This window comes from Streptomyces sp. NPDC059248, from assembly GCF_042753905.1.
Taxonomy (GTDB): domain Bacteria; phylum Actinomycetota; class Actinomycetes; order Streptomycetales; family Streptomycetaceae; genus Streptomyces.
This window is the reverse complement of record NZ_JBHYZV010000007.1, coordinates 14,782-38,769: the sequence shown is the minus strand read 5'-3', so window position 1 is coordinate 38,769 and position 23,988 is coordinate 14,782. Positions and strand designations below refer to the sequence as shown.

General features: G+C 71.7%; 23 protein-coding genes. 16 read left to right on the top strand and 7 right to left on the bottom strand.

Going from position 1 to position 23,988, the window contains the following annotated elements:
* Positions 1–8: 8 nt before the first annotated feature.
* Positions 9–2,258: a hypothetical protein gene (locus ACFXG1_RS04860; RefSeq protein WP_384741026.1), complete on the bottom strand. Its 2,250-nt coding sequence runs from the start codon at positions 2,256–2,258 to the stop codon at positions 9–11.
* Positions 2,259–2,738: 480 nt separating this feature from the next.
* Between ACFXG1_RS04860 and ACFXG1_RS04855 the strand changes: the two genes are divergently transcribed.
* From ACFXG1_RS04855 to ACFXG1_RS04840, 4 genes are all read left to right on the top strand, one after another.
* Positions 2,739–3,698, top strand: coding sequence for a hypothetical protein (locus tag ACFXG1_RS04855; protein ID WP_384723897.1), 960 nt, complete (start codon positions 2,739–2,741; stop codon positions 3,696–3,698).
* Positions 3,699–3,805: 107 nt separating this feature from the next.
* Positions 3,806–4,966, top strand: a complete 1,161-nt coding sequence (locus ACFXG1_RS04850) for a hypothetical protein (protein ID WP_384741023.1) — start codon at positions 3,806–3,808, stop codon at positions 4,964–4,966.
* Between the two features lie 64 nt (positions 4,967–5,030).
* Positions 5,031–6,530, top strand: coding sequence for a hypothetical protein (locus tag ACFXG1_RS04845; protein ID WP_384741020.1), 1,500 nt, complete (start codon positions 5,031–5,033; stop codon positions 6,528–6,530).
* A gap of 20 nt (positions 6,531–6,550) precedes the next feature.
* Positions 6,551–7,927: an AAA family ATPase gene (locus tag ACFXG1_RS04840; protein ID WP_384714980.1), complete on the top strand. Its 1,377-nt coding sequence runs from the start codon at positions 6,551–6,553 to the stop codon at positions 7,925–7,927.
* Between the two features lie 43 nt (positions 7,928–7,970).
* On the opposite strand, the gene ACFXG1_RS04835 is transcribed toward ACFXG1_RS04840, so the two are convergent.
* Positions 7,971–8,411, bottom strand: coding sequence for an ATP-binding protein (locus ACFXG1_RS04835; protein ID WP_384714977.1), 441 nt, complete (start codon positions 8,409–8,411; stop codon positions 7,971–7,973).
* A gap of 169 nt (positions 8,412–8,580) precedes the next feature.
* Between ACFXG1_RS04835 and ACFXG1_RS04830 the strand changes: the two genes are divergently transcribed.
* Both ACFXG1_RS04830 and ACFXG1_RS04825 read left to right on the top strand, forming a co-directional pair.
* Positions 8,581–9,447 (top strand): helix-turn-helix domain-containing protein, encoded by an 867-nt coding sequence (locus ACFXG1_RS04830; protein ID WP_384714974.1) that lies wholly within the window; start codon positions 8,581–8,583, stop codon positions 9,445–9,447.
* The gene (locus ACFXG1_RS04825; RefSeq protein ID WP_384714971.1) at positions 9,444–9,740 is read left to right on the top strand and encodes a DUF397 domain-containing protein; all 297 of its coding nucleotides are present in this window, start codon (positions 9,444–9,446) and stop codon (positions 9,738–9,740) included. Before ACFXG1_RS04830 ends, ACFXG1_RS04825 begins: the two co-directional genes overlap by 4 nt.
* Positions 9,741–9,774: 34 nt before the next feature.
* Here the strand turns inward: ACFXG1_RS04825 and ACFXG1_RS04820 are convergent, their stop codons facing one another.
* Positions 9,775–10,725: an oxidoreductase gene (locus ACFXG1_RS04820; RefSeq protein WP_384714968.1), complete on the bottom strand. Its 951-nt coding sequence runs from the start codon at positions 10,723–10,725 to the stop codon at positions 9,775–9,777.
* 140 nt (positions 10,726–10,865) lie between these two features.
* Between ACFXG1_RS04820 and ACFXG1_RS04815 the strand changes: the two genes are divergently transcribed.
* A complete protein-coding gene (locus ACFXG1_RS04815; protein WP_384714965.1) occupies positions 10,866–11,567 on the top strand; it encodes an NAD(P)-dependent oxidoreductase in 702 nt (233 codons plus the stop codon).
* A 29-nt stretch (positions 11,568–11,596) separates the two neighbouring features.
* On the opposite strand, the gene ACFXG1_RS04810 is transcribed toward ACFXG1_RS04815, so the two are convergent.
* Positions 11,597–12,352 carry a TetR/AcrR family transcriptional regulator gene (locus tag ACFXG1_RS04810; protein ID WP_384714962.1) on the bottom strand — a complete coding sequence of 252 codons (756 nt, stop codon included), beginning with the start codon at positions 12,350–12,352 and terminating at the stop codon, positions 11,597–11,599.
* Positions 12,353–12,505: 153 nt separating this feature from the next.
* Between ACFXG1_RS04810 and ACFXG1_RS04805 the strand changes: the two genes are divergently transcribed.
* The gene (locus tag ACFXG1_RS04805) at positions 12,506–12,985 is read left to right on the top strand and encodes an iron chaperone (protein ID WP_384741013.1); all 480 of its coding nucleotides are present in this window, start codon (positions 12,506–12,508) and stop codon (positions 12,983–12,985) included.
* A 60-nt stretch (positions 12,986–13,045) separates the two neighbouring features.
* Here ACFXG1_RS04805 and ACFXG1_RS04800 read toward each other — a convergent pair whose 3' ends face one another.
* Positions 13,046–13,453 (bottom strand): MerR family transcriptional regulator, encoded by a 408-nt coding sequence (locus tag ACFXG1_RS04800; protein ID WP_384714957.1) that lies wholly within the window; start codon positions 13,451–13,453, stop codon positions 13,046–13,048.
* Between the two features lie 56 nt (positions 13,454–13,509).
* Between ACFXG1_RS04800 and ACFXG1_RS04795 the strand changes: the two genes are divergently transcribed.
* On the top strand, positions 13,510–14,412 hold the full coding sequence (locus ACFXG1_RS04795) for an NAD(P)-dependent oxidoreductase (RefSeq protein ID WP_384714954.1): 903 nt from the start codon (positions 13,510–13,512) through the stop codon (positions 14,410–14,412).
* Between the two features lies 1 nt (position 14,413).
* Here ACFXG1_RS04795 and ACFXG1_RS04790 read toward each other — a convergent pair whose 3' ends face one another.
* Positions 14,414–15,262, bottom strand: coding sequence for a helix-turn-helix domain-containing protein (locus ACFXG1_RS04790; protein ID WP_384741009.1), 849 nt, complete (start codon positions 15,260–15,262; stop codon positions 14,414–14,416).
* Between the two features lie 226 nt (positions 15,263–15,488).
* Between ACFXG1_RS04790 and ACFXG1_RS04785 the strand changes: the two genes are divergently transcribed.
* From ACFXG1_RS04785 to ACFXG1_RS04770, 4 genes are all read left to right on the top strand, one after another.
* Positions 15,489–15,722, top strand: a complete 234-nt coding sequence (locus ACFXG1_RS04785; protein WP_384721528.1) for a DUF397 domain-containing protein — start codon at positions 15,489–15,491, stop codon at positions 15,720–15,722.
* A 103-nt stretch (positions 15,723–15,825) separates the two neighbouring features.
* The gene (locus tag ACFXG1_RS04780; protein ID WP_384721531.1) at positions 15,826–16,293 is read left to right on the top strand and encodes a hypothetical protein; all 468 of its coding nucleotides are present in this window, start codon (positions 15,826–15,828) and stop codon (positions 16,291–16,293) included.
* Between the two features lie 617 nt (positions 16,294–16,910).
* Entirely contained in the window at positions 16,911–18,269 is a 1,359-nt protein-coding gene (locus ACFXG1_RS04775; RefSeq protein WP_384741006.1) for a cytochrome P450, read from the top strand.
* A gap of 260 nt (positions 18,270–18,529) precedes the next feature.
* The gene (locus tag ACFXG1_RS04770) at positions 18,530–19,138 is read left to right on the top strand and encodes a choice-of-anchor C family protein (protein ID WP_384741003.1); all 609 of its coding nucleotides are present in this window, start codon (positions 18,530–18,532) and stop codon (positions 19,136–19,138) included.
* A 9-nt stretch (positions 19,139–19,147) separates the two neighbouring features.
* Here ACFXG1_RS04770 and ACFXG1_RS04765 read toward each other — a convergent pair whose 3' ends face one another.
* On the bottom strand, positions 19,148–19,588 hold the full coding sequence (locus tag ACFXG1_RS04765; RefSeq protein WP_384741000.1) for a GNAT family N-acetyltransferase: 441 nt from the start codon (positions 19,586–19,588) through the stop codon (positions 19,148–19,150).
* A 259-nt stretch (positions 19,589–19,847) separates the two neighbouring features.
* Between ACFXG1_RS04765 and ACFXG1_RS04760 the strand changes: the two genes are divergently transcribed.
* The 3 genes from ACFXG1_RS04760 to ACFXG1_RS04750 all read left to right on the top strand — a co-directional run bounded on the left by ACFXG1_RS04760 (position 19,848) and on the right by ACFXG1_RS04750 (position 23,889).
* Positions 19,848–20,816, top strand: coding sequence for a zinc-binding dehydrogenase (locus tag ACFXG1_RS04760; protein ID WP_384717605.1), 969 nt, complete (start codon positions 19,848–19,850; stop codon positions 20,814–20,816).
* Positions 20,817–20,943: 127 nt separating this feature from the next.
* A complete protein-coding gene (locus ACFXG1_RS04755; protein ID WP_384717596.1) occupies positions 20,944–22,461 on the top strand; it encodes an alpha/beta hydrolase in 1,518 nt (505 codons plus the stop codon).
* A 48-nt stretch (positions 22,462–22,509) separates the two neighbouring features.
* Positions 22,510–23,889 carry an erythromycin esterase family protein gene (locus ACFXG1_RS04750; protein WP_384740996.1) on the top strand — a complete coding sequence of 460 codons (1,380 nt, stop codon included), beginning with the start codon at positions 22,510–22,512 and terminating at the stop codon, positions 23,887–23,889.
* The last annotated feature ends 99 nt before the right edge of the window (positions 23,890–23,988 follow it).

Here is a 23,988-nt window from a genome sequence, read left to right as displayed (position 1 = left end):
GCGTCCCGTCAACGGCCGCGGTAGTGGGGCCCGACGAAGGTCCGGCCCGGCGGCAGTTCGGTCCCGTCGGCCTTCCCGAGGTCGCGGCAGTACGCGCGGTACGCCTCCCGCTGCCGCCGGGAGGGCGCGCTGCCGAGGGGCAGCCGGCGGACGAAACCGTGTACGAGGTGGGGTGTCGCGTCGCCCCGTCCGGCCGCCTCGTCCGTCCCACCGGGCGGCACGGTCGCGGGACGGGGATCGGGGTCGTAGCCGATGAGGGGGATCGGCGGGTCCGAGGGCCGGGCGGGATAGCGGGGCTCGCCGTCCGGGTCCCGGCTGCCGGTGGCCGCGTACAGGACTCCGTCCCGGATCAGCTCGTCCGCCGCCGGGCCGAGTCGGGCCGGCGTGATCCAGAGGCGGTGGCGCTCGCCCCCGGTGACGCGTCGACCGTGTTCCGGTGCGGGGGACGCGTCGTCGAGTTCGAGGACGCGGACCGCGCGCGGCAGGGCCGCCCGGTCGAGCAGCGCGTGTCCGTCCTCCGTCAGCAGCCCGCACAGGCGTACCGCGCGCAGGACGAGTTCGGGTACGGCGCCGGGCCCGTACCACGTGCCGGGGCCGCGTACGCCGTCGCGGGTGACCACCCTCGGGTCGTACCGGTGGCGGATCGTGCGGCCGTCCACGACGACGGGTGCGTCGAGCGGTTCGGTGCGCAGGGTGATCCGGGATCCGCCCCTGACCCACTCGGCGTCGATCAGCAGCCCCGGGGGGACGTCGTCGGACCATGTCACCGGTGTGAGGCCCCACGCACCGTCCCGGCCGGGTGCGAACCACACCTGCCGGACCCGTACGGAAGCCGGCCCCGGGGCTCCTTCGTGACGCAGTTCCAGCCGTACGGATCGCGGTCCGGCGCCGGCGGCCCGCAGCCCGTCGACGACAGAGGTGGGCAACGGAACCCGGGCTCCGTGCCGGGCGGCCGGACGCAGGGCGAAGCTCCAGCGGACCGACCGGGAGTCGTCGCCGGTCACGCGCGGCGCGCCGAGGTCGGGATCCGGGTCCGGCAGCCGGGATGCCGGGCCGGCGGCGGCCGTTCCCCGGTCCCCGGGCGACTGGCCCGCGCCCGGATGGTGGGACCGCCAGACGCCGCCGCTCTCGAACGCGTCGTCCAGGGCCACCTTCACGCCCGTCTCGGGGAAGTGACCGTGGTCGGAGGCGCGGACCACGTCTCCCATCGCCAGATTGGCACGGCAGACGGCGACGGCGTATCCGACACCCGTGAGCTGGTCGCCGGCGCCCGCGACGGTGCGCAGCCAGGGCCCGACGGCCGTGCGGAGGGTCTTCGGGCCGGTCCGGCCGTGGCGCCGGCGGCCGTCCGGGACGGGCCCGCGGACCAGGGTGTTGGCGAGGGTTCCGAGGTCGGCCCGGCCCAGGGGGCCGTCCCTGAGGAGCCCTTCGCCGACCCGCGCCCGGCTGAGGGCGTAGCCCTGCCAGACGCGCAGGGAGTCGCTGGTGGCGAGGGCGTACGCGACGGTGTCGAGGAGGCCGTCCAGCGCCGCGCGCAGCTGCCGCGGGTCGGCTCCGCCCGCCAGCCGGGTCAGCGGTACGGGTACGGACGGGTCGAGGAGGTCGCCGCGCCGGGAGGCCAGGAGATAGGCGGCGAAGTGCGCCGTCTCGTCCGGTCCCGAACGGCGCGCGCCGGGAGTGGGCCGCGTATGGACCAGTACATGCCCGTCCTCGGTGAGCCATTTGGCGTGGGCCCGCAGCCGGTCGGCCTTCCTGGCCTCCACTTCGAGTCCGGTTCCGAACGCGGTGAAGTCCGGTACCAGCAGTTCCCGTCGTACGTCCGGCGCTTCGTCGGCGACCGAGGGCCGGGGCCGGGACTCCCCCGACGGGCCGTCCGGGGGCACGGTGGCCCCGGTGGGCGTCGCGCCGTCGGGGCGGGCCGCGCCCTCCCGGTAGACGATCTCCGCGTACAGGGGTTCGGAGCCGGTCTGGACCCGGACGAAGGCCCCGACCGGCAGGGCGGCGCCCGTGCCGCCGCAGGTGACGGACGGGAAGTCGTCGATGTCGAGGGCGCAGCCGCCGTAGCCTTCGCCCGTCGTGTCGTAGCCGAGGTAGGCGGCGGTGAAGGCGACGTTCGTGTGGACGGGGCCGGGCCGGGAGGCGACGACGCGTTCCAGATACGTCCGCAGCACGGTGATCTCCGCCGGGTCCACCGCGCCGGGGCCGTACGCCATGGCGGGGGTGAGGACGGGCCGTTCGGAAGTGGGTGCGGTCGGCACCGCCGACGCAACCGAGGCGGACGACCCGGTCGGCGTCGTCGACCCGATCGACCCGGCAGACCCGGCCGACCCGGTCGGTGTCATCGGCGTGTTCGGTCGCTCGGTGACGGATCTCGCGGCACCGTAAGGATCCGCGTCGAAGGAGATGGGACAGGTCGAACTGGGGGCATGAGCCGTCGTCATATGCCGTCTCCCCTCACAGGATTTCGCCGGGCAACGAGCCCGGAACGTCGATCGCGTTCGGGTGGGGGCGGACGACGCTACGCGTTTTGGATCGCTCGCGGGCGGCTTCGACGTGATCCGGCCGTACCATCCGCCACCGCTTGTCACGATCAGGCTGATAACCCGTCACCACCGCACATCCGTACGCTTCCGAGCCCCGCCGACCCCACTGCCGGACACCCGAACGTCCGACCATCCCTCCATGGAGTTTCTTGGAACTCTTTGGAAGAGATTGGACTTTGGTCTACACTCGCCGCCATGGCCGCATCTCTCGACGAGTTGGAAGAGCGCCTGTCCGAGCTGCGTACGCGACTGCGCGCGGCGACCCGCACCCGCGACGCCGAGGCGAAGCAGCGGATTCGCGCGGCGTTGCGGGAGACGGAGGAGGCATGGGAAGCAGTACTGGCGGAGGAGGACGAGGGGTCCCGTGCGGACGGAGCGCCCCCCGGCTCTGCCGCGCCCACGGAGCCGGGACCGACTGGTCCCGCCGGACCGGGGCGGACAGCGGTACCGGCCGGGAAGGACCCGCACGCCGGGCCCCCGGCGCGGGCGGAGGGGAACGGCGGACGCGTGAACACCCCGGCGGGGGCGCGAGCGCGTACCGCCACCATCCCCGTCCGCGAACAGGTCCACCAGGCCCTCACCCTGCTCGGCGCCCCCGCGTCCCCCAAGCTGATCTCCTCCGTCTACGAGGCGTTCTTCAGTGAGCCGCTGATCGCGACGAAGCTGGCGTCGCTGCGCCGCGACGAGGAACGGTCCTTCACCGCGCAGGGATACGCCAGGCCGTACTACATCTGCGCCGCCCTCACCCATGACCGGCTGACGCCCGCCCGCGGTCTGCTCGCCGTCTCCACCTGGCCGCTGCCGCGCCGGATCGTCGGACCGCTGAGCCCCCGTACGGACTTCCTCACCCATGCCGTCGGCACCGCCGAGCAGATCCTGCGTCTGGACTCCGCCGGGCATCCGCCGGGCGAGCTGGCGTGGCGGCTGCTGCGCCGGTTCGCGCTGACGATCCCCGGCGCGTACGAGGGCGACCACGGCCGCCCCGATCCGGCGCGGGTCATGGCCGCCGCGCGGGCCGAGGCCGCCGTCCACACCGACGCCGACCGTCGCGAGCGCGAGTCCGCCGCGGCACGGGCCCGCGGCCGACTGCCCGACGCCCAGCAGCTCTTCGGCGCGCCCCCGCTCCGTCAGGTGCGTGCCGAGCCCGGCGACTGACCGGGAGCCGCCGCCGACCGCACGGCCCGACGCGCCGCTCGGTCGCACGACCCGACCGCACCGCCCGACCGCACCGCCCACCCGAAGCGCCCATCCGAGAAGACACGATGCCCTCGCAATCCTCTTCGCACGACCGGCTCGCCCGACTGCGCGGGTCGGCCGACCCGCAGCCGTACACCACCACCAAGATCACCGCCCTGACCGCCAACCCGGCCTGCGGCCGGCGCTCCGTGCTGGACGCGGCCGGGGTCGACAAGGCCGCGCTCGCCCAGCGGGTGGGCCACCAGGCGCGGTTCGGCCGGTCCCCTTTCGCCATAGCCCGCGGTACGGCCTTCGAGGCGCTGGTGAAGTGGGGCGGCCACGCCGAACTGATCCGGCTGCTCCGGGAGGAGTTGGGCGTCCCCGTCGCGGAGGCGGCCGTCGAGGACCTCTCCGAGGTCGGCGGGAACCCGTCACCGATCCTGCGCGAACGGGAGACCCGCCGGGTCCTGGCCCGGCTCGCCCGCGACGGCGACGAGCGGCTGATCCTCGACCGTCCGGTGCTGACGCTGGAAGTCGCGGGCCGGACCGCCTATCTGGAGCCGGACACCGTCACCCACCGGGCGGGCGGCCTGTTCCACCTCGTCTGCGTCAAGTCGTTCGCCGCGATCGACGGACAGGCGAGCCCGTCGCAGGTGGCGGCGGCCGCCAAGCAGGCGGCGGTGTACGTACTCGCCCTGCGCGGCGCCTTCGAACGGGCCGGGATCGATCCGGCGCAGATCGCCGACCGGTTCCTGCTGGTCTGCCCCAAGGACTTCTCCAACCGTCCGTACGGCAGGCTGGTCGATCTGCGCCAGGAGCTGGACGCCCTCCGCTTCCAGCTCGACCGGCTGCCCCGGGCCGCCGAGATCGCCCGCGACCTCCCCGCCGACGCCACCTTCGACACCACCGCCGACCCCGACGTCCTCCACCGGTCCCTCGACGCCCTGGACGCCGCCTACGCCCCGGAGTGCCTCTCCTTCTGCGAGCTGGCGCGCTTCTGCCGGCGCGAGGCGGAGGAGTGCGGCGCCCCGGCCCGGCTCGGCGGCAGTCTGCGGGGCGCCCTGCCGGGCATCGACTCCCTGCACACCGCCGTCGCCCATCTCGACGGCACGGCGCTGACCGACGACAGCACGGCGCGTACGGTCGCGCTGCTCCGCGCGGCGGAGCGCCTGCGCCGACTGCGCGGCCCGCGCCGGACCGTGACCGCGACCGACGAGACCGACGAGACCGGCCTCGGAATCGCGTGAGCCCTCTTCGACAGCTCCGACCACAGCACCACCACCGACACCACCATCAGGAGCGGCACTCCTTATGAGCACCATCGCAACGGTCGCCACCCTCATCGCGACCCGTACCGGCCGCGCCGAGCCGATCGCGACCGTACGCCATCACCATCTGGCCGACCGGCCTCTCGTGCTGGTGCCCCTGACCCTCGCGGGCGAGGCGTGCGCCCCGCTCGCCGCCGTCGTCGGCACCGACCCGGACACCCCGATACTCCTCACGGTCCGTCAGCCCAGGGACCGGGCCGAGCGGTTCGCCTTCGCCGAAGGTCTCGCCGCCCGACTGCTGCCGCTGATCGACACCAGCCTGGACGACACCGAGACCTACCGCGTCGGCCGGGGCAAGGACGCCGACGAGCGCACCCGCGCCCTCGCCCCGCCCCAGCTCCTGGTCCCCAACGGCGAGGGCATCGCCTACATCCGGAGGCTCGGCAGGCTGACCCGGCTGCGGGCCGTCGACGGCCCCTTCGCCGTCGATCCGGCCGTCCCCGCGCTCGGCAAGTGGCTGACGTTCTTCGCCGACCGCGCCGAGTTCCCCGGCAGTTCGTCACTGCTCGCCATGACCCGGCTGCTGACCGCCCACTGGACCACCGGACAGAGTTCGTCCGAGGACTCCCATCTGGCGTCCCTGGTCGCCTGGATCGATCCGCCGGACGGCACGACCGGCGCCGACGCGGCCCGCGCGGCGGAGGACCCCGGCCGGTGGCCCCCGGCCGGTCCCGCCACCGATCCCGGCTTCGACGAGACCCTCCACGAGCTGATGTCCCGCCGTGACGAGGCCGCCGACGACCGGGTGCGCGAGGCCCTGGGCCGCCGGATCGACGCCGAGCTGCGGACCCAGCTCATGCCCACCTGGCGGCTGATGTGGCAGGGGATCCGGCTGCTGCGGGAGCTGCCCGAGGGTGCCAGGGTCGCGGAACGCTGGGCGTACGACCGCCGGATCCTCAGCGACTACGCCGCCTATCTCGCCGAGGACGGCCGCCCCCAGGCCCGCCGCGACCAGGCCGTCGGCGCGGCCCGCAAGCTCGCCCGCATGGAGGACGCCCTCACCCGCTACGAGGCGGAACGCGCGTACGACGACCCTTTGGTGATGGCCGATCACGAGCTGACGGGCCGGGCCTTCACCGGCCGGATCGTCGCCCGCGACCTCGACCGGACGATCCCGGGCGCCCGCAAGGGCCTCCGGCGCCCCACGGTCGTCCTGCGCACCGACGAACGCCCGCGGCTGCCCGTCGGCACGGCCGTCAAGTCACCGGTCCGGGCCGGGCAGAAGGCCGAGATCCTCGATGTCGCCGAGCGGGACGGCGGGTACGAGACCGTGATCCAGCTCAACGGCGGTTTCGGCGCGGGGCAGGGTCCGCCGCCGCCCGGCACCGTCCCCGACGAGGGCGAGGAGCTGACGTACACGAGTCTCGATCCCAGCACCCTGGTCTCCCGGCTGCCCGCCGAGGAGGACACCCCCTGGACCCACGGCGGTCCGCCCCAGCCGTACGAACCCACCCCCGAGGACGCGGAGGAGATCTGGGAATGACCACCCGCCGACCGCCGACAATGCCGACCACGCCGTCACCGGTGGCAGCCGCCCCCGCGCCCCGTCCCCCGGCCGACCCGCCGGGGGCGCGGGCGGACCGCGCCGTCGCCGCGATCCTCGCCGATCTCGACTCCACGACCGGCCGGGGCGTCGTCGTGGACTCCCCGCCGGGCGCCGGGAAGTCGACGCTGGTGGTACGCGCCACCGGCCATCTGACCGCCGCGGGCCGCCAGGTGATGATCGTCGCCCAGACCAATGAACAGGTCGACGACCTCGTCGCCAATCTCGCCCGCGCCCATCCGGGGCTCCCGGTGGGCCGGCTGCACGCCAAGGACTTCGTCCTCCCCGAGCGCGTCACCGGCCACGCCCAGGTCACCGGCTCCAGCGACATCACGGCCCTGCGGGATCTGCCCGTGGTCGTCTCCACGGCGAAGAAGTGGGCGTATGTCGATGTGGCGAAGACCGGCCCCTGGGAGTGGGCGATCATCGACGAGGCGTACCAGATGCGCTCGGACAACCTGCTCGCGACCGCGCCCCTGTTCTCGGCCCCCGGCTCCCGGGTCCTCTTCGTCGGCGACCCCGGCCAGCTCGACCCCTTCGCCACCGTCGACACCGACCGCTGGCACGGTCTGACCTGGGATCCGCTGCGGAACGCCGTCGATGTCACCCTGGCCCACAACCCGGATCTGGTACGCCGCCAGCTCCCGGTCTCCTGGCGGCTCCCCGCCTCCGCGGCGCCCCTGGTCGAGCGGGCGTTCTACCCCTTCTACCCCTTCACGTCGGGCACCACGGCCGCCGACCGCGTGCTGTCGTACGCGACGGAATCGCACGCCGACACCCCCGTCGACGCGCTGCTGTCCCGCGCCGCCGACACCGGCTGGGGCTGTCTCGAACTCTCCGCCCGCCACACCGCCGACGACGACCCGGAGATCGCGGCGGCCCTCGCCCATACCGCGATGCGCTTCCTCCAGCGGGGCGCCCTGGCGAGCGGGGTGCCGGTGACGGAGGACCGGATCTGTGTCGGCACGGCCCGTACGGTCCAGGCGGCGGCGGTACGCGCCGAGCTGGCCGAGGCCGGACTCCACGGGATCACCGTCGACACCGCCAACCGCCTTCAGGGCCGCGAGTTCGACATCACCCTGGTCTGGCATCCGCTGTCGGGACGGCTCGACGCCTCCGCGTTCCATCTGGAGACCGGGCGGCTCTGTGTGCTGATGTCCCGGCACCGCTACGCGTGTGTGGTCGTCACCCGCGCGGGCGTCCGCGATCTGCTCGACCGCCACCCCCGCAACCAGCCCGTCTATCTCGACGTCCCACCGAAGTTCCCCGACGGCTGGCGGGCCCACCAGGAGGTCATGGCCCATCTGGAACGGCCCGAGCACCGGGTGAAGTACTGAGACGGGGCCGGTGGGGGCCGAGCCGGGGCCGCCCGCAAGGGGGTCACGGCACGAGGTCGATCTCGGCCCAGACCGTCTTGCCGCTCGGCGCGTACGGCTCCCACCCCCACCGGTCCGCGAGCACGGCCACCATCAGCAGCCCGCGCCCCGACTCGCCCTGCCCGTCACCGACGTCGCCCAGATGCGGCCTCGGCGCCCGCTCCCCGCGTGGATCGGTGACCTCCACGCGGACGATTCCGGCCAGCCGGTCCAGGCTCAGCCCGAGCTTGAAGCCCCGCCCGGCCACCCGTGCGTGCCCTACCGCGTTCGCCGCGAACTCGGCCACGACCTGCTCCGCCCGATAGGCGGCGGCATGCGCGACCTCCCACCGCCGGAGATGCTCACGCGTCAGTACCCGGGCCCGGTGCGCCCCGCGCGGCGAGGAGATCAACCGCTGGGTGAACACACGTACGGTAACCGGGAGATCAGGTGCTGAAGTGCTCATAGGAGCTACGGTGACGCGCATATGCCTGCGGCGACCAGCACTTACCCACGTACGCGGAATCCCCGTACGGAGCTGATCTATAGACGGTACGGTCATCTCGCGATCACGCTGGGTGAGTTCGGCGCGGCACACTCCGCGCAGTCGCACGCACCACGGAGGTGGCCGCGAGATGACCGACATCCAAGGCGAGGCCGAAGGGACATCGGCACACGACGACTGGGAACGGGAACCCGACCCGTCCGACAGTCTGCGCACTTTCGGCGCCGTGGTCCAGGCCCTGCGGGAACACGCGGGCTACACCCGTGTGGAGTTCGGAGAGCTGGTCCGGTTCTCGAAGCACACGGTGGAATCGGTGGAGCTGGGCCGGAGGATGCCGGATGTGGCGTTCGTGGAACGGGCGGAGGAGTTGCTCGGGAACACGGGGGCGCTGAGGCGGGCTGCGATGTACCTGTCGCGGGGGGAACCGGGCTTGGCTGCGTGGTTTCGTCAGTGGGCCAGACTGGAGAGGCGGGCAACGATCCTGTGCACGTATGAGTGCCGTTTAGTACCTGGGTTGCTCCAGTCACGCTCTTATGCCAAGACCGTGTTCGCCAATCTGCTCCCGCCCCCTTCGGACGAGCAGGTAGACGCCTGGCTCACCGCTCGCATGGACCGGCGCAAACTCATCCACGAGCGCCCCAACACGGAGTTCAGCTTCATCATCGAGGAGCACGTACTCCGCCGCCGCCTCGGGGGTGACGACGTCACCCACGGGCAGCTGGAACTCCTGCTTGAGCTGGCGGAACTCCGCAATGTGCACATTCAGATCATGCCGACGAACATCGAGATCCACGCGGCGCTGGACGGTCCCATCGCAATAATGGAACTCCCCGACGGCAAACGCTTGGCCTACTCCGAGGGCCAGAACAACGGCCGGTTGATCTCCGACCCGAAAGAGGCCGCCACGCTCCATCAACGGTATGCGACACTCCGCTCACAGGCCCTCAACACACTGGACTCGGTGGGCCTGATGAACCGCATCCGAGGAGCGCAATGAGCAACGGCACCGAACTGGCCTGGTTCAAGTCCAGCTACAGCGGCACTCAAGGCGACAACTGCGTCGAGATCGCCTGGTGCAAGTCCAGCTACAGCAGCGCCCAGGGCGACAGTTGCGTCGAGGTCGGCTGGACGAAGTCCAGCCACAGCGGCTCTGAAGGCGACAACTGCGTGGAGGTCTGCGCCTCCACCTCCGCCGTCCACGTGCGCGACTCCAAAGACACCACCCGCCCGCACTTCACCGTGGGGCCCGGCGCGTGGACCAGCTTCATCGGCTACGCGGCACACGGCTGACGCGGCACGTTCGTCCGAACGCCCCCGGTCTCGGCTACGGCCCGGGGGCGTTCGGGATGGTGAACCGTACCCCCGTGAGCCGCTCCGACAGCTCCCACAACCGGCGGCCGCTCTCCGGGTCGGTCGCGGCCCTCGCCAGGCGGACCTTCCGTGCCGCGCCCCGCATTTCGAAGGGGCCGTCCGGGCCGTAGAACTCCCCGCCGGCGGCGTCCCGGGCGGTCGCCGCGCGGAGTTGGGGCAGGGCGCCGCGCACCGGGGGCTGGCCCAGGCGGACCAGCTCCCCCAACCGCCCCAGTACGCGCATCGGCCCTATTTGGTCGTTCGTGAGAAGAGCCGTCGCGGCATAGCCGGGGTGGGCGATCAGGCTGCGGACGGGGCTCGCGGCGGCGGCCAGGCGGCGGTGGAGTTCCGTACCGAAGATCGCGTTGGCCAGCTTCGACTGGTAGTAGAAGCGGGTCGGTGAGTACGAGCGCGCGCCGTCGAGGTCGTCCCAGTGGATCCGGCCCAGCCGGTGGGTGATGGAGCTGACGGTGACGACCCGGGGATCGTCACCGGTGAGCAGATCGAACAGCAGGCCGGTCAGGGCGAAGTGGCCCAGGTGGTTGGTGGCGAACTGGATCTCGTGCCCCCGGGAGTTGAGGGTCCGGGGCGGAGCCATCAGGCCCGCGTTGTTGACGAGGAGGTCGAGCCGGTCGCACTCCGCGCGCAGGGAGTCCGCGAAGGCGCGGACAGAGGCGAGATCGGCGAGATCGACGACGCGTACGCGCAGCCGTCCCGCGGGGCCTCCGGCCGGTAGGCCGACGGCTATCTCCGCACGGGCGCGCTCGCCGCGTTCCTTGTTCCGTACGGCGAGTACGACGTCCGCGCCCTTGCTCGCGAGGGCCTTCGCCGTCGCGAGGCCGAGACCGCTGCCGGCCCCGGTGACAACGGCGACCCGCCCGGCCTGATCGGGTATCAGATCCGCTGTCCACGACTCCTTCGGCATGCTGTCAAAAGTGCCCGAAGCGCGCCCGGCGCACAACGGCCCGTGCGGAGGGGGCTCTTGGAACCGACACTGGTACATTGATCGGGCACTAGAACATTGTTCTAGTGCCCGATCAATGTACGCATCCGGAGGAGGAGCGCGTGAAACTGATCATCTTCGGCGCCAACGGGCCGACCGGCCGGCTGGCGACCCGGCAGGCCCTGGCGGAGGGGCACACGGTCACGGCCGTCACCCGCCGCCCGGACGGCTTCCCGATATCCGCGCCGGGGCTGCGGGTGGCGGGGGCGGACATCCAGGACGCGGCGGCGGTCCATGAGCTGGTGGCCGGGCACGACGCGGTGATCTCGACGGTGGGGATCGCGTATACGAAAGCACCGGTGACGGTCTATTCGCGGGGCACGGCGAATGTGATGGCGGCGATGGAGGGGCACGGCGTCCGACGGCTGGTCTGTGTCAGTTCGATCGGGGCGAACTATGTGGAGGCGCCGGGCGAGACCCTGATGTTCCGCAAGGTGATCGTGCCGATGCTGCTGCGGATGGGGCGGACCCTCTACGACGACACGAGCCGGATGGAGGACCTGGTGGGGGCGAGCGATCTCGACTGGACGGTGGTCCGTCCGGCGGGGCTCTTCGACGCGACGGCGACGACGAAGTACTCCGTCCACACCGATCGCCGGCCGGGGTGGTTCACCTCACGGGCGGATCTGGCGGACGTCCTCGTACGGGAGGCGGTGGAGGGGCGGCACCTCCGGTCCCGTATCGAGGTACTCACCACGGAGGGCGCCCCGCGCTACATCACGGTGTTCATGAAGGAGGCGCTGCACATCGGCAACGGCAGATGACGTCGGGTGCCGGGGCGCCGGGGTGCCGCTCAGGGGCGGTCGGCGGCGAGCCGGGCCTGGAGGCCGTCGAGGACGTAGCCGAGGCCGAGCCGGAAGTTCTCCTCCCAGCCGTCGTCGAGGACGTAGTCACCCGCGACAAGGGTGGGGTATCGCCCCTCGTCCGCGCGCAGCCGCTCGCGGGCGGCCAGGCGTTCGTCCTCGGGCCAGTGGAGGCTCGACTGGCTGGCGGTGGAGCACTGCACATGGTTGTAGAGCACCCAGCAGGCGGCCTGGACGGCCTGGCCCCGGAACCCGGCACGGACCAGTGTCGACTGAAGGTATTCGAGCCAGCCGAGGAAGTTCGGGCCCATGGAAGGGCCCCGGCGCAGCGGGAGGGCGCCGGACCAGGGGTGGCGGAGCAGCATCTCGCGGCAGCCGGTCAGGAGGGCGACGACGTCGTGGCGCCAGCCGTCGTCACCGGGGTGGTGCCCGGGGAGCGGGGCCTCGCCGAAGATCGCGTCGAAGGCGAGGTCGAGGACGTCGTCCTTGGTCTCGACGTGCCAGTAGAGGGTGGTCGCCCCGGCGCCGAGGCGCTCCGCCAGCCGTCGCATGGTCAGCCGGTCCATGCCCTCGTCGTCGAGGAGGGCGACGGCGGCGGTCACGATGCGGTCGCGGCTGAGGGGCGGCTCGGCGCGCGCCGGGCGCGGGGGGCGCAGCCAGACGCTTCCGGACTCCGATGCGCCGCCTTTCGTACCGCCGCCGCCGCTACCGCTTCCGACTCCGCCGCCACTGCCCGCCGTGCCCACGATGACCGGCCCCCTTCCGCTTCGCGGCCATGCTAGTACGGGGCGGGCACCCGTTCGCCGTATGGCTCTCCGCAGCTCAGGGCCGTTGTCGGCGGTCGCGGGTACGGTGTTTTCAGATGGTGTATCCCGGCCACGATCCCCGAGGGGGAGTTCATGGGCAAACACGATGACGGCAATGCCAGCAATGCCGGCGATGGCGGCAATGAGGTCGGACTCTCCGCCGACGAGCGGGCGGCGCTGAAGGAGCATCTCCAGGAGAAGAAGAAGGCCGCGCGCCGGATGTCGAAGGCGGAGAAGGAGGCGGAGGCGGCGCGCGATGTGGTCGCGAAGATCGCCGATATGCCGGACGGGGACCGGGCGATCGCGGAGCGGGTCCACGCCGTGGTCACGGCCGCCGCCCCGGCGCTGGCCCCGAAGCTCTGGTACGGAATGCCGGCGTATGCGCTGGACGGCAAGATCGTCTGCTTCTTCCAGGCGTCGTCCAAGTTCTCGGTGCGCTATTCGACCCTGGGGTTCAACGACCCGGCGAAGCTGGACGACGGCTCGATGTGGGCCACGGCCTTCGCCCTCACCGAGGTCACGCCCGCTATCGAGTCGCGGATCGCGGCCCTGGTCAAGACGGCGGTGGGCTGACCCCCCTCGCCGTCACCGCCGTCACCGCCGTCAGTGCCTTCTGCCGTCTGCCGTCTGCCGTCAGGCGGGGACGCGCTCCTGGTCCGAGCCGTCGAAGGGCGGATAGTCCACGTCGCCCATCCGCTCGGCCGCCGCGATGTAGTCCGCGAGGGCGGCCCGGGACCGGGCGATGCCCGCCAGCTGCTCGTCCAGCCGCCGCATCCGTGACCGCATGGCGGCCAGGAAGTCGGGGCAGCCGGGCAGCTCGGGGGCTTCGCCGACGGCGCAGGGCAGCAGATAGGCGATGTCGTCGGAGGACAGGCCCGCGTCGAGCAGATGCCGGATCTGCCGCACCTTCAGTACGGCGCTCTCGTCGTAGGCGCGATAGCCGTTGCCGCCGCGCTCCGGCGCCAGCAGTCCCTGGGCCTCGTAGTAGCGCAGCTGGTGGGCGTGGACGCCCGTCCGTCGGCTCAATTCCCCGATCAGCATCGAATCCCCGAATCCCGCTTGACCTTCATACCGGTATCAACGTTGACGATGCTGCCATGAACGACAACACCGAAGCATCTGTCACACCTGTCACCCCTGTCACCGTCGTCGGGCTCGGTCTGATGGGCCGGGCGCTGGCCCGGGCGTTCCTCGACGCCGGACACCCCACAACGGTCTGGAACCGTACGGCGGCCAAGGCGGACGACCTGGTGGCGGCCGGAGCGCGGCGGGCGTCCACGATCACCGAGGCGCTCGCGGCGAGCCCGCTGACCGTGGTCTGCCTCACCGACTACCCCGCCGTCCACGACCTGCTCGGCGCGGAGGGGGCCGCGTTGCGCGGCACGACCCTGGTGAACCTCACATCGGGCAGCTCCGACCAGGCCCGGGAAGCCGCCCGCCGGGCCGAGGCGCACGGCGCGCGCTATCTGGACGGCGCGATCATGGCGGTCCCGCCGGTGATCGGCACCCCCGAAGCGGTGATCCTGCTCAGCGGCCCGCAGCCGGACTTCGCGACCCATGAACCCGCCCTCGCCGCCCTCGGCACACTCGCCCACCTGGGCACGGACCCCGGCCTGGCGTCGCTGTACGACGCGGCGGGCCTGGCCATGATGTGGAGCGTCCTGAACGCCTGGCTCCTGGGCACCGCCCTGCTCGAAACGGCGGGCGTCCCGGCCGGCGCGTACGCGCCGTTCGCCCAGCGGATAGCCGCCGGGGTGGCGGACTGGCTCCCCGGCTACGCCGCCCAGATCGACGCCGACGACTTCCCCGCCGAGGTGGCGGCTCTGGAGACCGACGCCCGGTCGATGGACCACCTCATCGAGGAGGCCGAGTCGGCGGGCGTCAACGCCGAACTCCCCCACCTCTTCCGCACCCTGGCGGCCCGCGCCATCACCACCGGCCACGGCGGCGACCAGTACCCGGTCCTGATCAAGCAGTTCCGCACCCCCGCCGGGACATGACCTACCCGGGCAGGCCCCGACGCGCGGCGGCGATCAGCCGCTGCGCGTCGGCCCCGTACACGGCGGACGCCTCAAGGCGCCGCCACACCCGCCGATAGGTCCCCACGGTCGGCGCGTCGTCCAGCCACAGCTCGGCATGCCAGTCCTCGACGACGGCGAGCCGCTCGTCGACGACGAAGAACGAGTTGGCGGGCGGGATCCGCACAGGTGCGTCCAACGGGACGATCCCGAGGTTCACCGTGTCCATCCCAACCACCCCCGACAGCCGGTCGAGCTGCGCGGCGAGGACGTCCGGCGGGCAGATCCGGGTCCGGAGGACGGCCTCCCACATCAGCAGCCGGAACCGGTGCCCGGGCTGATAGATCCACTCCTGCCGTTGCAGCCGGGCCCGTACGGCATCTTCGGTGTCCCGCGGCGACTTCTGAAGGTCCGCGTAGGCCGTGAACACATGCCGGGCGTAGTCGGCGGTCTGCAAAAGCCCCGAAACGGTGCTGCTCTCCCACTCATGAATCTCCCGCGCCTGTGCCACCAGCGCGTTCCAGGTCTCCTGCACCGGCCGATGCCCGGATGCCAACTGCCTCCGCCAGGACCGCGTCCGCGCCTCGAAGCCCTTGAGCCGCCCGTGCAGCTCCTCGAACGCCTCGGGCTGCCCGGTCGCCTCCGCCCAAGCCCGCAAATCCTCCACACCGGCCGTCTGCCGCCCGTTCTCCAGCTTGGACACCTTGCTCTGCGTCCACCCGAGCCGCCCGGCCAGCACACTCCCGGTGAGCCGACCCCCCGGACTCGCCTCACGAAGCTCCCGCAGCCGAACCCCGAGAGCACTCCGCGCCTGCTGAAAGTCCGTACTCACCCGGCAACGCCCCACCCTTCACGATCCGGTCGCGGCCCGTCCCTCCGCTCCCTGCACGGTGTCGACTGCGTGCCTCCAGAATCTCCGCGGCCCACTGGAATGTCGAGGAATAGCCGAGTCGCTCACGAGAATAATCGAGAATTATTCTCCGTCTGCCGCACTCCGCGCTCCTAGAGTCCCGCTCAGGGAATCCCCCGTCGCGCTGGACGACCAGGAAGGCGTAGCAATGCTCAAGGAAATCGACCTCTACACACTCGACATCGAGCACGCGGTGTTCGCGAGTGCCTGCGGGGGCAACACACACCCGGACGGCGAATCCTGCGCCATGCTGGCCAGGATCGGCCCGAACGCCTGGGCCGTGGGCGACAGCAAGCGCCCCGACGCGGAGCCGCTGCGGTTCACCACGGCCGAGCTGGATGCTGCCGGGATCGACCCGTCACGCTTCGGCCTGTCCGTCTGACACCGACTCCCCACGCCCGGTCGGTCCCGGCACCGCCCTCGGCGGACGCGGCCGACCGGGCATTTCCCCAGCTTCATTTCCCCGCATCGGAACGGACCCACGGTTGCACCATCACGGCTATCTCTGGACCGGCCCCAAGCACAGGTTCGACGACGAGGCACTGAGACGTCCTCCGCACCCCATCCCGCCTTCGGCCGACAGCAGACCGGAACTGATCCAGCGGCACAAGGACGTGACGACGGAGTTCCCCGTCGTGGACCTCCCCCCGCTCGAAACCTCGTACTGGCTCATCAAGCCCGGCCCGCTGGTGCGCGGCACCTGGGCGGAACCGGCGGGCGCGGCGGAGTGGCTACGGGAACGGCTCTCCGAGTTCGCGCATCGCATCGCCTCTCACTCGGGCGGCGACAGCACGCGACCGCCGATACTGATCGACTCCGCCGCTGCCCGGCTGACGTGGGGCGGGGACGTCTCCCACGGCTACTACCTCGAGCGGCCCGCGTTCCTCTCCTTGGCGCTGGTGTGCTGCTCCCCGAATCGGACCCGACCGGAACTGGGGTGTCCGCTCAGGTAGTCCGTTCGGCGGGGCCGGAGGCCAGGACGGCGGCCGCGATCGTGGTGACCGTTCTCCCGTGAGCGCCCGCGATACCGCTGCTTTCGGCCAAGCCGGTCACCGCTCGACGGAGCGGAAGCACGCCTCCACTTGACGGGCGGCCCGGTGACCTGTTCCTGCGCCGGACCAGAGCCGACCGGGCGTAGATCCATGTCCAGACGGGCCCGCAGCGGTTTTCCGGACACCCTGCGCACAGAAGGATTCACGCCGTTCCCCGGGGGGACCGATGTCCCTAAGGTGGTGTCACGCACCATCCGGAGAAACCGTCAGCATCGCGGATAGAGGGGACAAATCCCCACGGCCTCCGGTGATGTGCTCGATTCCCACCGGATGCGCGGGAGCCGAGGGGGTGGCATGGCTACAGTCCCGACGAGTGGTTCCGCCCCGGGCGGCTCCTGAGTCCGGCCCGCTTCGCGGAAGAGTTCCTCAGAGCCTCATCACGACCCGGGGACGAGCACCGCCCGATCCGCCCTCCTCCCCGTGACGGTTCCCCATGCCCTCGTCCACCCGGCCGATGCCGCCGGCTCCGCCGTACCCGCCGCCGCCCGGCTTCGCCGATCACCCCACCAGGAGATTCCATGCCCCCGACCAACCCCCGCACAGCCGGACGGCGTCAGGCCCCCGGCGCGCTGCCCGTGATCGGACACGCGGTGAGCATGCTCCGGAATCCGCACGGCTTCTTCGCCGGACTCTCCGCACACGGCGACCTCGTCGATATCAGGATGGGGCCGTTCAAGGCCACCGTGGTCACCTCGCCGGAACTCGTCTACGAGGTCTTAATGGACGACAAGACCTTCGACAAGGGCGGTCTGGTCTACGAGCGCACCCGGGAAGTACTCGGCGACGGGGTCGTCACCTGCCCCCACAGTGAGCACCGGCGCCTGCGAAGAGTGGCGCAGCCCGCGTTCAGCGCCGGCCGTCAGGAGGCGTACACCCGGTTGATGCGCGAGCAGATCGACCAGGTGACCGAGGTCTGGTCCCACGGGCAGGAGATCGACATCCTGGCGGATATGACGACCGTCGCCGCCCGTACCGGGGTGGCGGCCTTCTTCGCGGGGCACCTGTCATCGCCCGATCTGGTCAAGACCCCGAAGGACCTGGCCACCGTCAGCCGTGGGGTCTTCCGGCGCATGGTCCTCCCCTCGCCGCTCGACCGGATCCCCACCCCGGGCAAGCGGCGCTACGACCGCAGCAGGGCCCGGCTGCGCGCCACCATAGACGCCGTCATAGCCGACTACCGGCGGACCGGCGAGGACCATGCGGACCTGGTGTCGATGCTGCTCGCCAACACCGGCGACGGACTCACCGACACGGAACTCAACGACGCCGCGATCACCTTCTATTTCGGGGCCACCGACACCATCGCCATCACCATCTCCTGGGCGCTGCACCTCATCTCGACGCACCCGCGGGTCGAGGAAGCCCTCCAGACCGAGGTCGACACGGTGCTGGCGGGCCGGAGCGCGGTCTACGAGGACCTGGAAAAGCTCGTCCTCACCAAGCAGGTCATCACCGAGACCCTGCGCCTCTACCCACCCATATGGATCTTCACCCGCAAGGTCTCCGCCGACACCGTGCTGGCCGGGCACCGGGTCGCGGCGGGCACCGATGTGGTGATCAGCCCGTATGTGATCCACCAGTCCGCCGATCTGTACCCGGACCCCCGGCGCTTCGACCCGTCCCGTTGGGAGGGCCGGGGGCTCGGCCCGGTCCGCAAGAACGTCCGGCACGAGATGTTCCCGTTCGGCGCGGGCCCCCGTAAGTGCATGGGCGACACCTTCGCGACCAACGAGATCATCATGGCCCTGGCGAGCATCGTGGCCCGCTGGCGGATGCAGGCCGTCGACTCCGCCGCCGTACGCCCGACTTCCGGCGCGATCCTGGGCCCTGCGGGGCTGCGCCTGCGAGCCCTGTCCCGTACCGCCGAGACCGTCTGACTGTCCGGCCCTTCCGGGAGCGGCGGTGAGGCCCCGGTACGGAGACCCGTACCGGGGTGGCGGACCGGGGGCGGCGCCCAGGGGCGTAGGGGTGAACCGAGCGCCGTTCAGCGCCCATTGGCGCCGCCCGGGACGGCTCACCACATCTGCACCCGGGCGGTGCGGCGGCCGTAGCCTGGGGCACCGGCTCCCGCCCGGAGAAGCCTCCGGCCCGGCACAGGGGAGCCCGGCCACCCCGTTCGCCTCTCCCAGGGAGCCGCATGTTCTCCTTACGTGTTTCCGCCGCCACCACGGCCGCGATCGCCCTGTTGCTCGGTGTCGCCGGTTCCGGCGCGTCGGCAGCGCCGCCTCCCGTCAGCCGCTTCCACGACGGCAGCTTCGAATACCCCACGGCCCCCGCCGGGCTCTTCACCCCGTACTTTCCCGGCCAGGACATCGGCCCCTGGTCCGTGACCCTCGGCGCGGTCGACCTCATCGGCGCCGGTACCTGGCAGGCCGCCGAGGGCGACCAGTCCGTCGACCTCAACGGCACCGGCGCCGTGAGCCAGACCTTCACCACGACCCCCGGCGGAACGTACACGGTCACCTACGCCCTCGCCGGAAACCCCACCGGCGCCGACCCCGCCGTGAAGACGGGCAGGGTCCTCGTCGACGGCCAGAACGTCCAGGACTTCTCCTTCGACGTCACCGGCAAGACCTACGCCGCCATGGGTTATGTGAACCGCCGGTTCACCTTCGTGGCCGGCGCCGCCACCACGACCATCGCCTTCGTCAGCACCACGGGCCCCACCGCGCCCAACGGCCCGGTCGTCGACAACGTCTGTATCGAGAGCGGGCCCTCCTCCTGCCCGTCCTGCGCCACCGGGTGACGGACGGGGTCAGGCCAGCCGCAGATCGATCCAGGGGACGGTTTCGCCGGGGAGCAGATACCACTCGGTCTCCACGAACCCGTGCTTCCGCGCGAACCGCAGGCCGTCCCCGTTGGAGGACAGCACAACGGTCTCGATGACCACGGCACCCAGCCGGCGCGCGCGGTCGACCCCTCGGGCGTAGAGCGCCTCGCCGAATCCCCGGCCGCGGTGGGCGACGAGGACACGGGCGATCACCGTGGCCGTCCGTGTCCCGTCGGCCGGGGGTCGCACCGTGCTGGAGCCTACGAGCACGTCGCCGAGGTACGCGACCTCCAGATGATGGCGCCGGGCGCGTTCCCGTACCTCGTCCGGGGAGAGCGGGTGGGTGGGGACGACCGTGTTGTGAACGTGCCGCCAGTCCGCCAGGGCGGCGTCGCCGTCCGGCTGCTGGATACGAAGGTGGGACATCGCAGCAGGACATCCGAAGGCGCTCCGGACGTCAACCCCCGCGAGCCGCCGCTTCGGGATCGGGTGACGAGTGGGCGGCCCGTGGGCGCCGGACTCTCATGGCCGGGGCGGCGAAGGGCGCGGGCGGCCGGAAGCGGTGTCCGTATGCCGCCATTGGTGCCGGATCCGGGGTGGTGGTGACGCCGCTTCGGCGGGTTCGTACCGGGGTGGGACACGATGGCCCGGCAGGCGATCACGAGGAGGCCCTGTGGAGAAGACCATGCGCGCCGTCGTCCTGGACGAACCGGGGCCGGTGGACCATCTGAAGCTGAAGGCGCTCCCGATTCCCGAGCCGGAGCCGGGGTGGGTGCGGATCAAAGTGGAGGCGTTCGGGCTGAACCGGTCCGAGCTGCACACCCGCCTCGGTCTCGCCGACGGGGTGACCTTTCCCCGGGTTCCGGGTATCGAGGCGACCGGGACGGTCGACGCCGATCCGGACGGGGTGCTGGCACCGGGTCAGCAGGTGGTGACCATGATGGGCGGCATGGGCCGCACCTTCGACGGCGGCTATGCCGAGTACACCGTCGTACCCCGCTCCCAGGTCATTCCCTTCACATCGGAGCTGCCCTGGGAGACGCTGGGCGCATTGCCCGAAACCCTCCAGACCGCGTACGGCTCGCTCACCATCGGCCTCGCCCTGGACGCGGGCCGGTCGCTGCTGATCCGCGGCGGGACCTCCGCTCTCGGGCTGGCGACGGCCGCGCTCGCACGTGATATCGGGGCGACCGTGGCCGCCACGACCCGCAATCCGGACCGGGTACGGGTACTGGCCGACCATGGTGTGGACCATCCGCTGGTCGACAACGGTACGGTCGCGCCGCTGGTCCGCGAGATCTACCCGGAGGGCGTGGACGCCGGGCTCGAACTGGTCGGCACCCCCACCCTCCCCGACACCCTGGCCGCCACCCGTGACCAGGGCACCGTCTGTTTCACCGGCATGCTCTCCAACCAGTGGACGGTCCGCGACTTCTACCCGATCGCGTATCTGCCCCGCGGGGTGCGGCTGTCCGCGTACGGCGGGGAGTCGGCCGGGCTGCCGCCCGAAGTGCTCCAGCGCTATCTGGACCGTATCGCCGCCGGCGAGTTCTCCACCGGACCCGTCCATGTCTACCCACTGGACCGGATCAGGGACGCCCACCGCGACATGGAGGAAGGCACGCATACCGGAAAGCTCGTCGTACGGCTCTGAGCCGCTTCCGGCACGGCCGGATGCGCCGACTGACGTGATGTGAGGTCCCGTGGTGTAGCCGGCTCCCGGAGGAAGAGGGGAGCTGGCACCGTGGGAAGCGGATCCGGGAATTCCTAGCGTGAGGGCCATGCAGAAGCTCACGTCTGGAACCGCCCTGGCCCTTGCGCTCGCCACGGTGATGACGACCGCGGGGCACACCGCGGTCGCCTCCCCCGCCACCGGCGGGGACGGTCTCGAACGCTTCCGGAAACAGTCCGTCACATGGACCGGGTGCGACGATCCGAAACTCGCCGGTACGGGAACCGAGTGCGCCCGTATCACCGTTCCGCTCGACTACGGCAAGCCGGAGGGCCGCACCCTCACCATCGCGATATCGCGTATCGCGGCGACGGACCCGGAGAAGCGGCGCGGCATCCTCCAGAGCAATCCCGGCGGCCCCGGGGGGCGGGGGCTCTCCTTCCCCGCCGAGATCAAAGCGACGATGACGCCGCGGGTAGCGGCGGCGTACGACGTGATCGGCATGGACACCAGGGGGCTCGGCGAGAGCACCCCGGTGGACTGCGGGCTGACCCGCGGCATGTGGCTGCACGCGCCGGGCCCGGACCGGGCCGGATTCGACGAGTCCGTACGGCTCTCCCGCGAGGACGCCCGCAAGTGCTGGAGCAAGCACTCCGACGTACTGCCGCATCTCTCGACCCGCAATATCGCCCGGGACGTGGATATCGTCCGCAGCGCGCTCGGCGAGCGGAAGACCTCGTGGTTCGGCCAGTCCTACGGCACGGTCCTGGGCGCGGTCTACGCCCAGATGTTCCCCCACCGTGTCGACCGGCTGGTCCTCGACAGCGCCGCGGGACCCGACGACTACCACAGCTTCGAGATGGTGCGGAAGATGGGACCCGCCAACGAGAAGGCCCTCGACGACTTCGCAGGATGGGCCGCGCCGCGCCACCGGGAGTACGGTCTCGGGACCAGCGCCCCGGAAGTGCGCGCCACCGTCGAGGGGCTGATCCGGCACGCCGGGACCGAGCCGGTCCGGATCGGCGGACACCGCGTCACCCAGCACGATCTGCCCCTGGTCCTCTTCGGCCTCATCACCGACGACATCGGGAACGCCGATGTCGCGACCGCGCTGCGCGCCCTGCTGGACGCCGCCGCCGGGAAGCCGGTCACGGCACCCCGGCCCCTGAAGGAGTTCCTCGACGCGATATTCGACCCCCGGGGATCGGGACGGGCCGCCGACTACGCCGCCCAGCTCGGAGTGCTCTGCGCCGACGCCGTCATGCCGCGCGACCCCGAGTACTACTGGCGGGCGGTCGAACGGTCCCGGAAGTCGCAGCCCGTCTTCGGCCCCGTGACGAACGCGCCGCTCCCCTGCGCCTTCTGGAAGGAAAGGTCCCGCGAGAAGCCCACGAAGATCGACAACAAGGTGCCGGCGCTGCAGATCCAGGCGACGGGGGACACCCGTACCACCTATGAGTCGGGGCTCCGGATGCACCGGGCGATGCGCGGCTCGAAGCTGGTGACGGTCCCCGCCCGGAGCCACACCGTCTATCTCTCCTACCCCAACGACTGTGTCCGGCGGACCGTCGACCACTACCTGCTGAACGGCACCCTGCCCGCGCGGAACACCGTCTGCGCCTCCTGACCTCCCCCCTCGCCGGAGACCAACCGAACCCAAGAGGAGTTCACCGGTATGACCAGGCAGCACCATCGGAACATCGGCCGCAGGGCACTGCTCGGCACGGCGGCGATTGCGGCAGGAGCGGCCGTCGCCCCCGGGGTGGCCCAAGCGGCCCCGGTCACGGCCGGGACGGCGGGGACCACCAGCCGGGACCGGGACCCCGTCGTCCGCGCGCTGGACCGGATCGCCCACCCGCTGCGCTCCACCGCACCCGGCGGGACGAGCACCGATCTCCGGGCCCTTGGCGCGATGATCGGCGGTGCCGAGGTCGTCGGCCTGGGCGAGGCCACCCATGGCTCCCACGAGTTCTTCACCATGAAGGAGCGGCTCTTCCGCCACCTCGTCCGGGAGAAGGGATTCCGTGCCTTCTCGCTGGAGTTCAGCTGGCCCGCCGGACTGCGGATCGACGACTACCTCAGGACCGGTGAGGGCGACGCCCGGCAGATCGCCGAGGAGACCCTCACTGGTACCCCCTGGGACCGTGAGGAGTTCGTGCACCTCATCGAGTGGATGCGCGACCACAACCGCCGCCACCCCACCCGTACCGTCCACTTCGTCGGCAACGACCTCGGCGGCCCCGCCATCGACGACGCCTTCTTCGGCCGGATCACCGGCTACGTCCACCGGCACCACCCGGCGCTGGCATCGCGTATCGACGAGCTGTACACCGGGCTGCGCCCCATCGACGACGTCTTCGCCTATCTCGGCAGGCCGCTCGACGAGCGCCGGCGCCTCGCGGGACGGGCCCGCGGCGCCCTCGATCTGATCAGCGCGGCGGGCGGCCGGGACCGGGACGCCCACGACTGGGCCGTACAGAACGCCCGCTCGGTCGCGGAGACCACCGAGTTCCTGACCCTGGATCTGAACGACCCCGCCGGCATACCCGACTTCCAGCGCATTCGTGACCGGGCCATGGCCCGGAACATCCTGTGGTGGCAGCGGCGCACCGGCCACAAGGTGCTGGTGTCCGCGCACAACGACCACCTCGGCCTGATCGCCGGAACCGCCTCGATGTACCCCAAGACCCAGGGGTCCTTCCTCCGTGACGCGCTGGGCCGGCGCTATCTCCCCATCGGGATGACCTTCGACCGGGGCTCCTTCCTCTCCAAGGACACCGCCATCGGCGGGGACTGGAAGAAGTTCACCGTCGGCGCCGCCGCCCCCGGCACCAATGAGCACACCCTGGACCGGGTCCGCCACCGCGACTTCTACGCCGATCTGCGGGCCGCCGCGCCCACCGCCCGCCGCTGGCTGGACACCGCCCGACCGACCCGCTCCATCGGTACGGGGTTCGACGACGGCTACCCCCTGTTCGACCTGGCGCTCGGCCGCGCCTTCGACGTCCTGATCCACCTCCACGCCGTACGGGAGGCCGACCCGCGTACACCGTGACGCCCGTGTCCTCGGCGTCCACGGCGCCCTCGGTACCGGCGTACGGGCCCCGGCCCTCCGACACCACGCGTCGGTGCCGTGAGGCGGACAGCTGTTCTC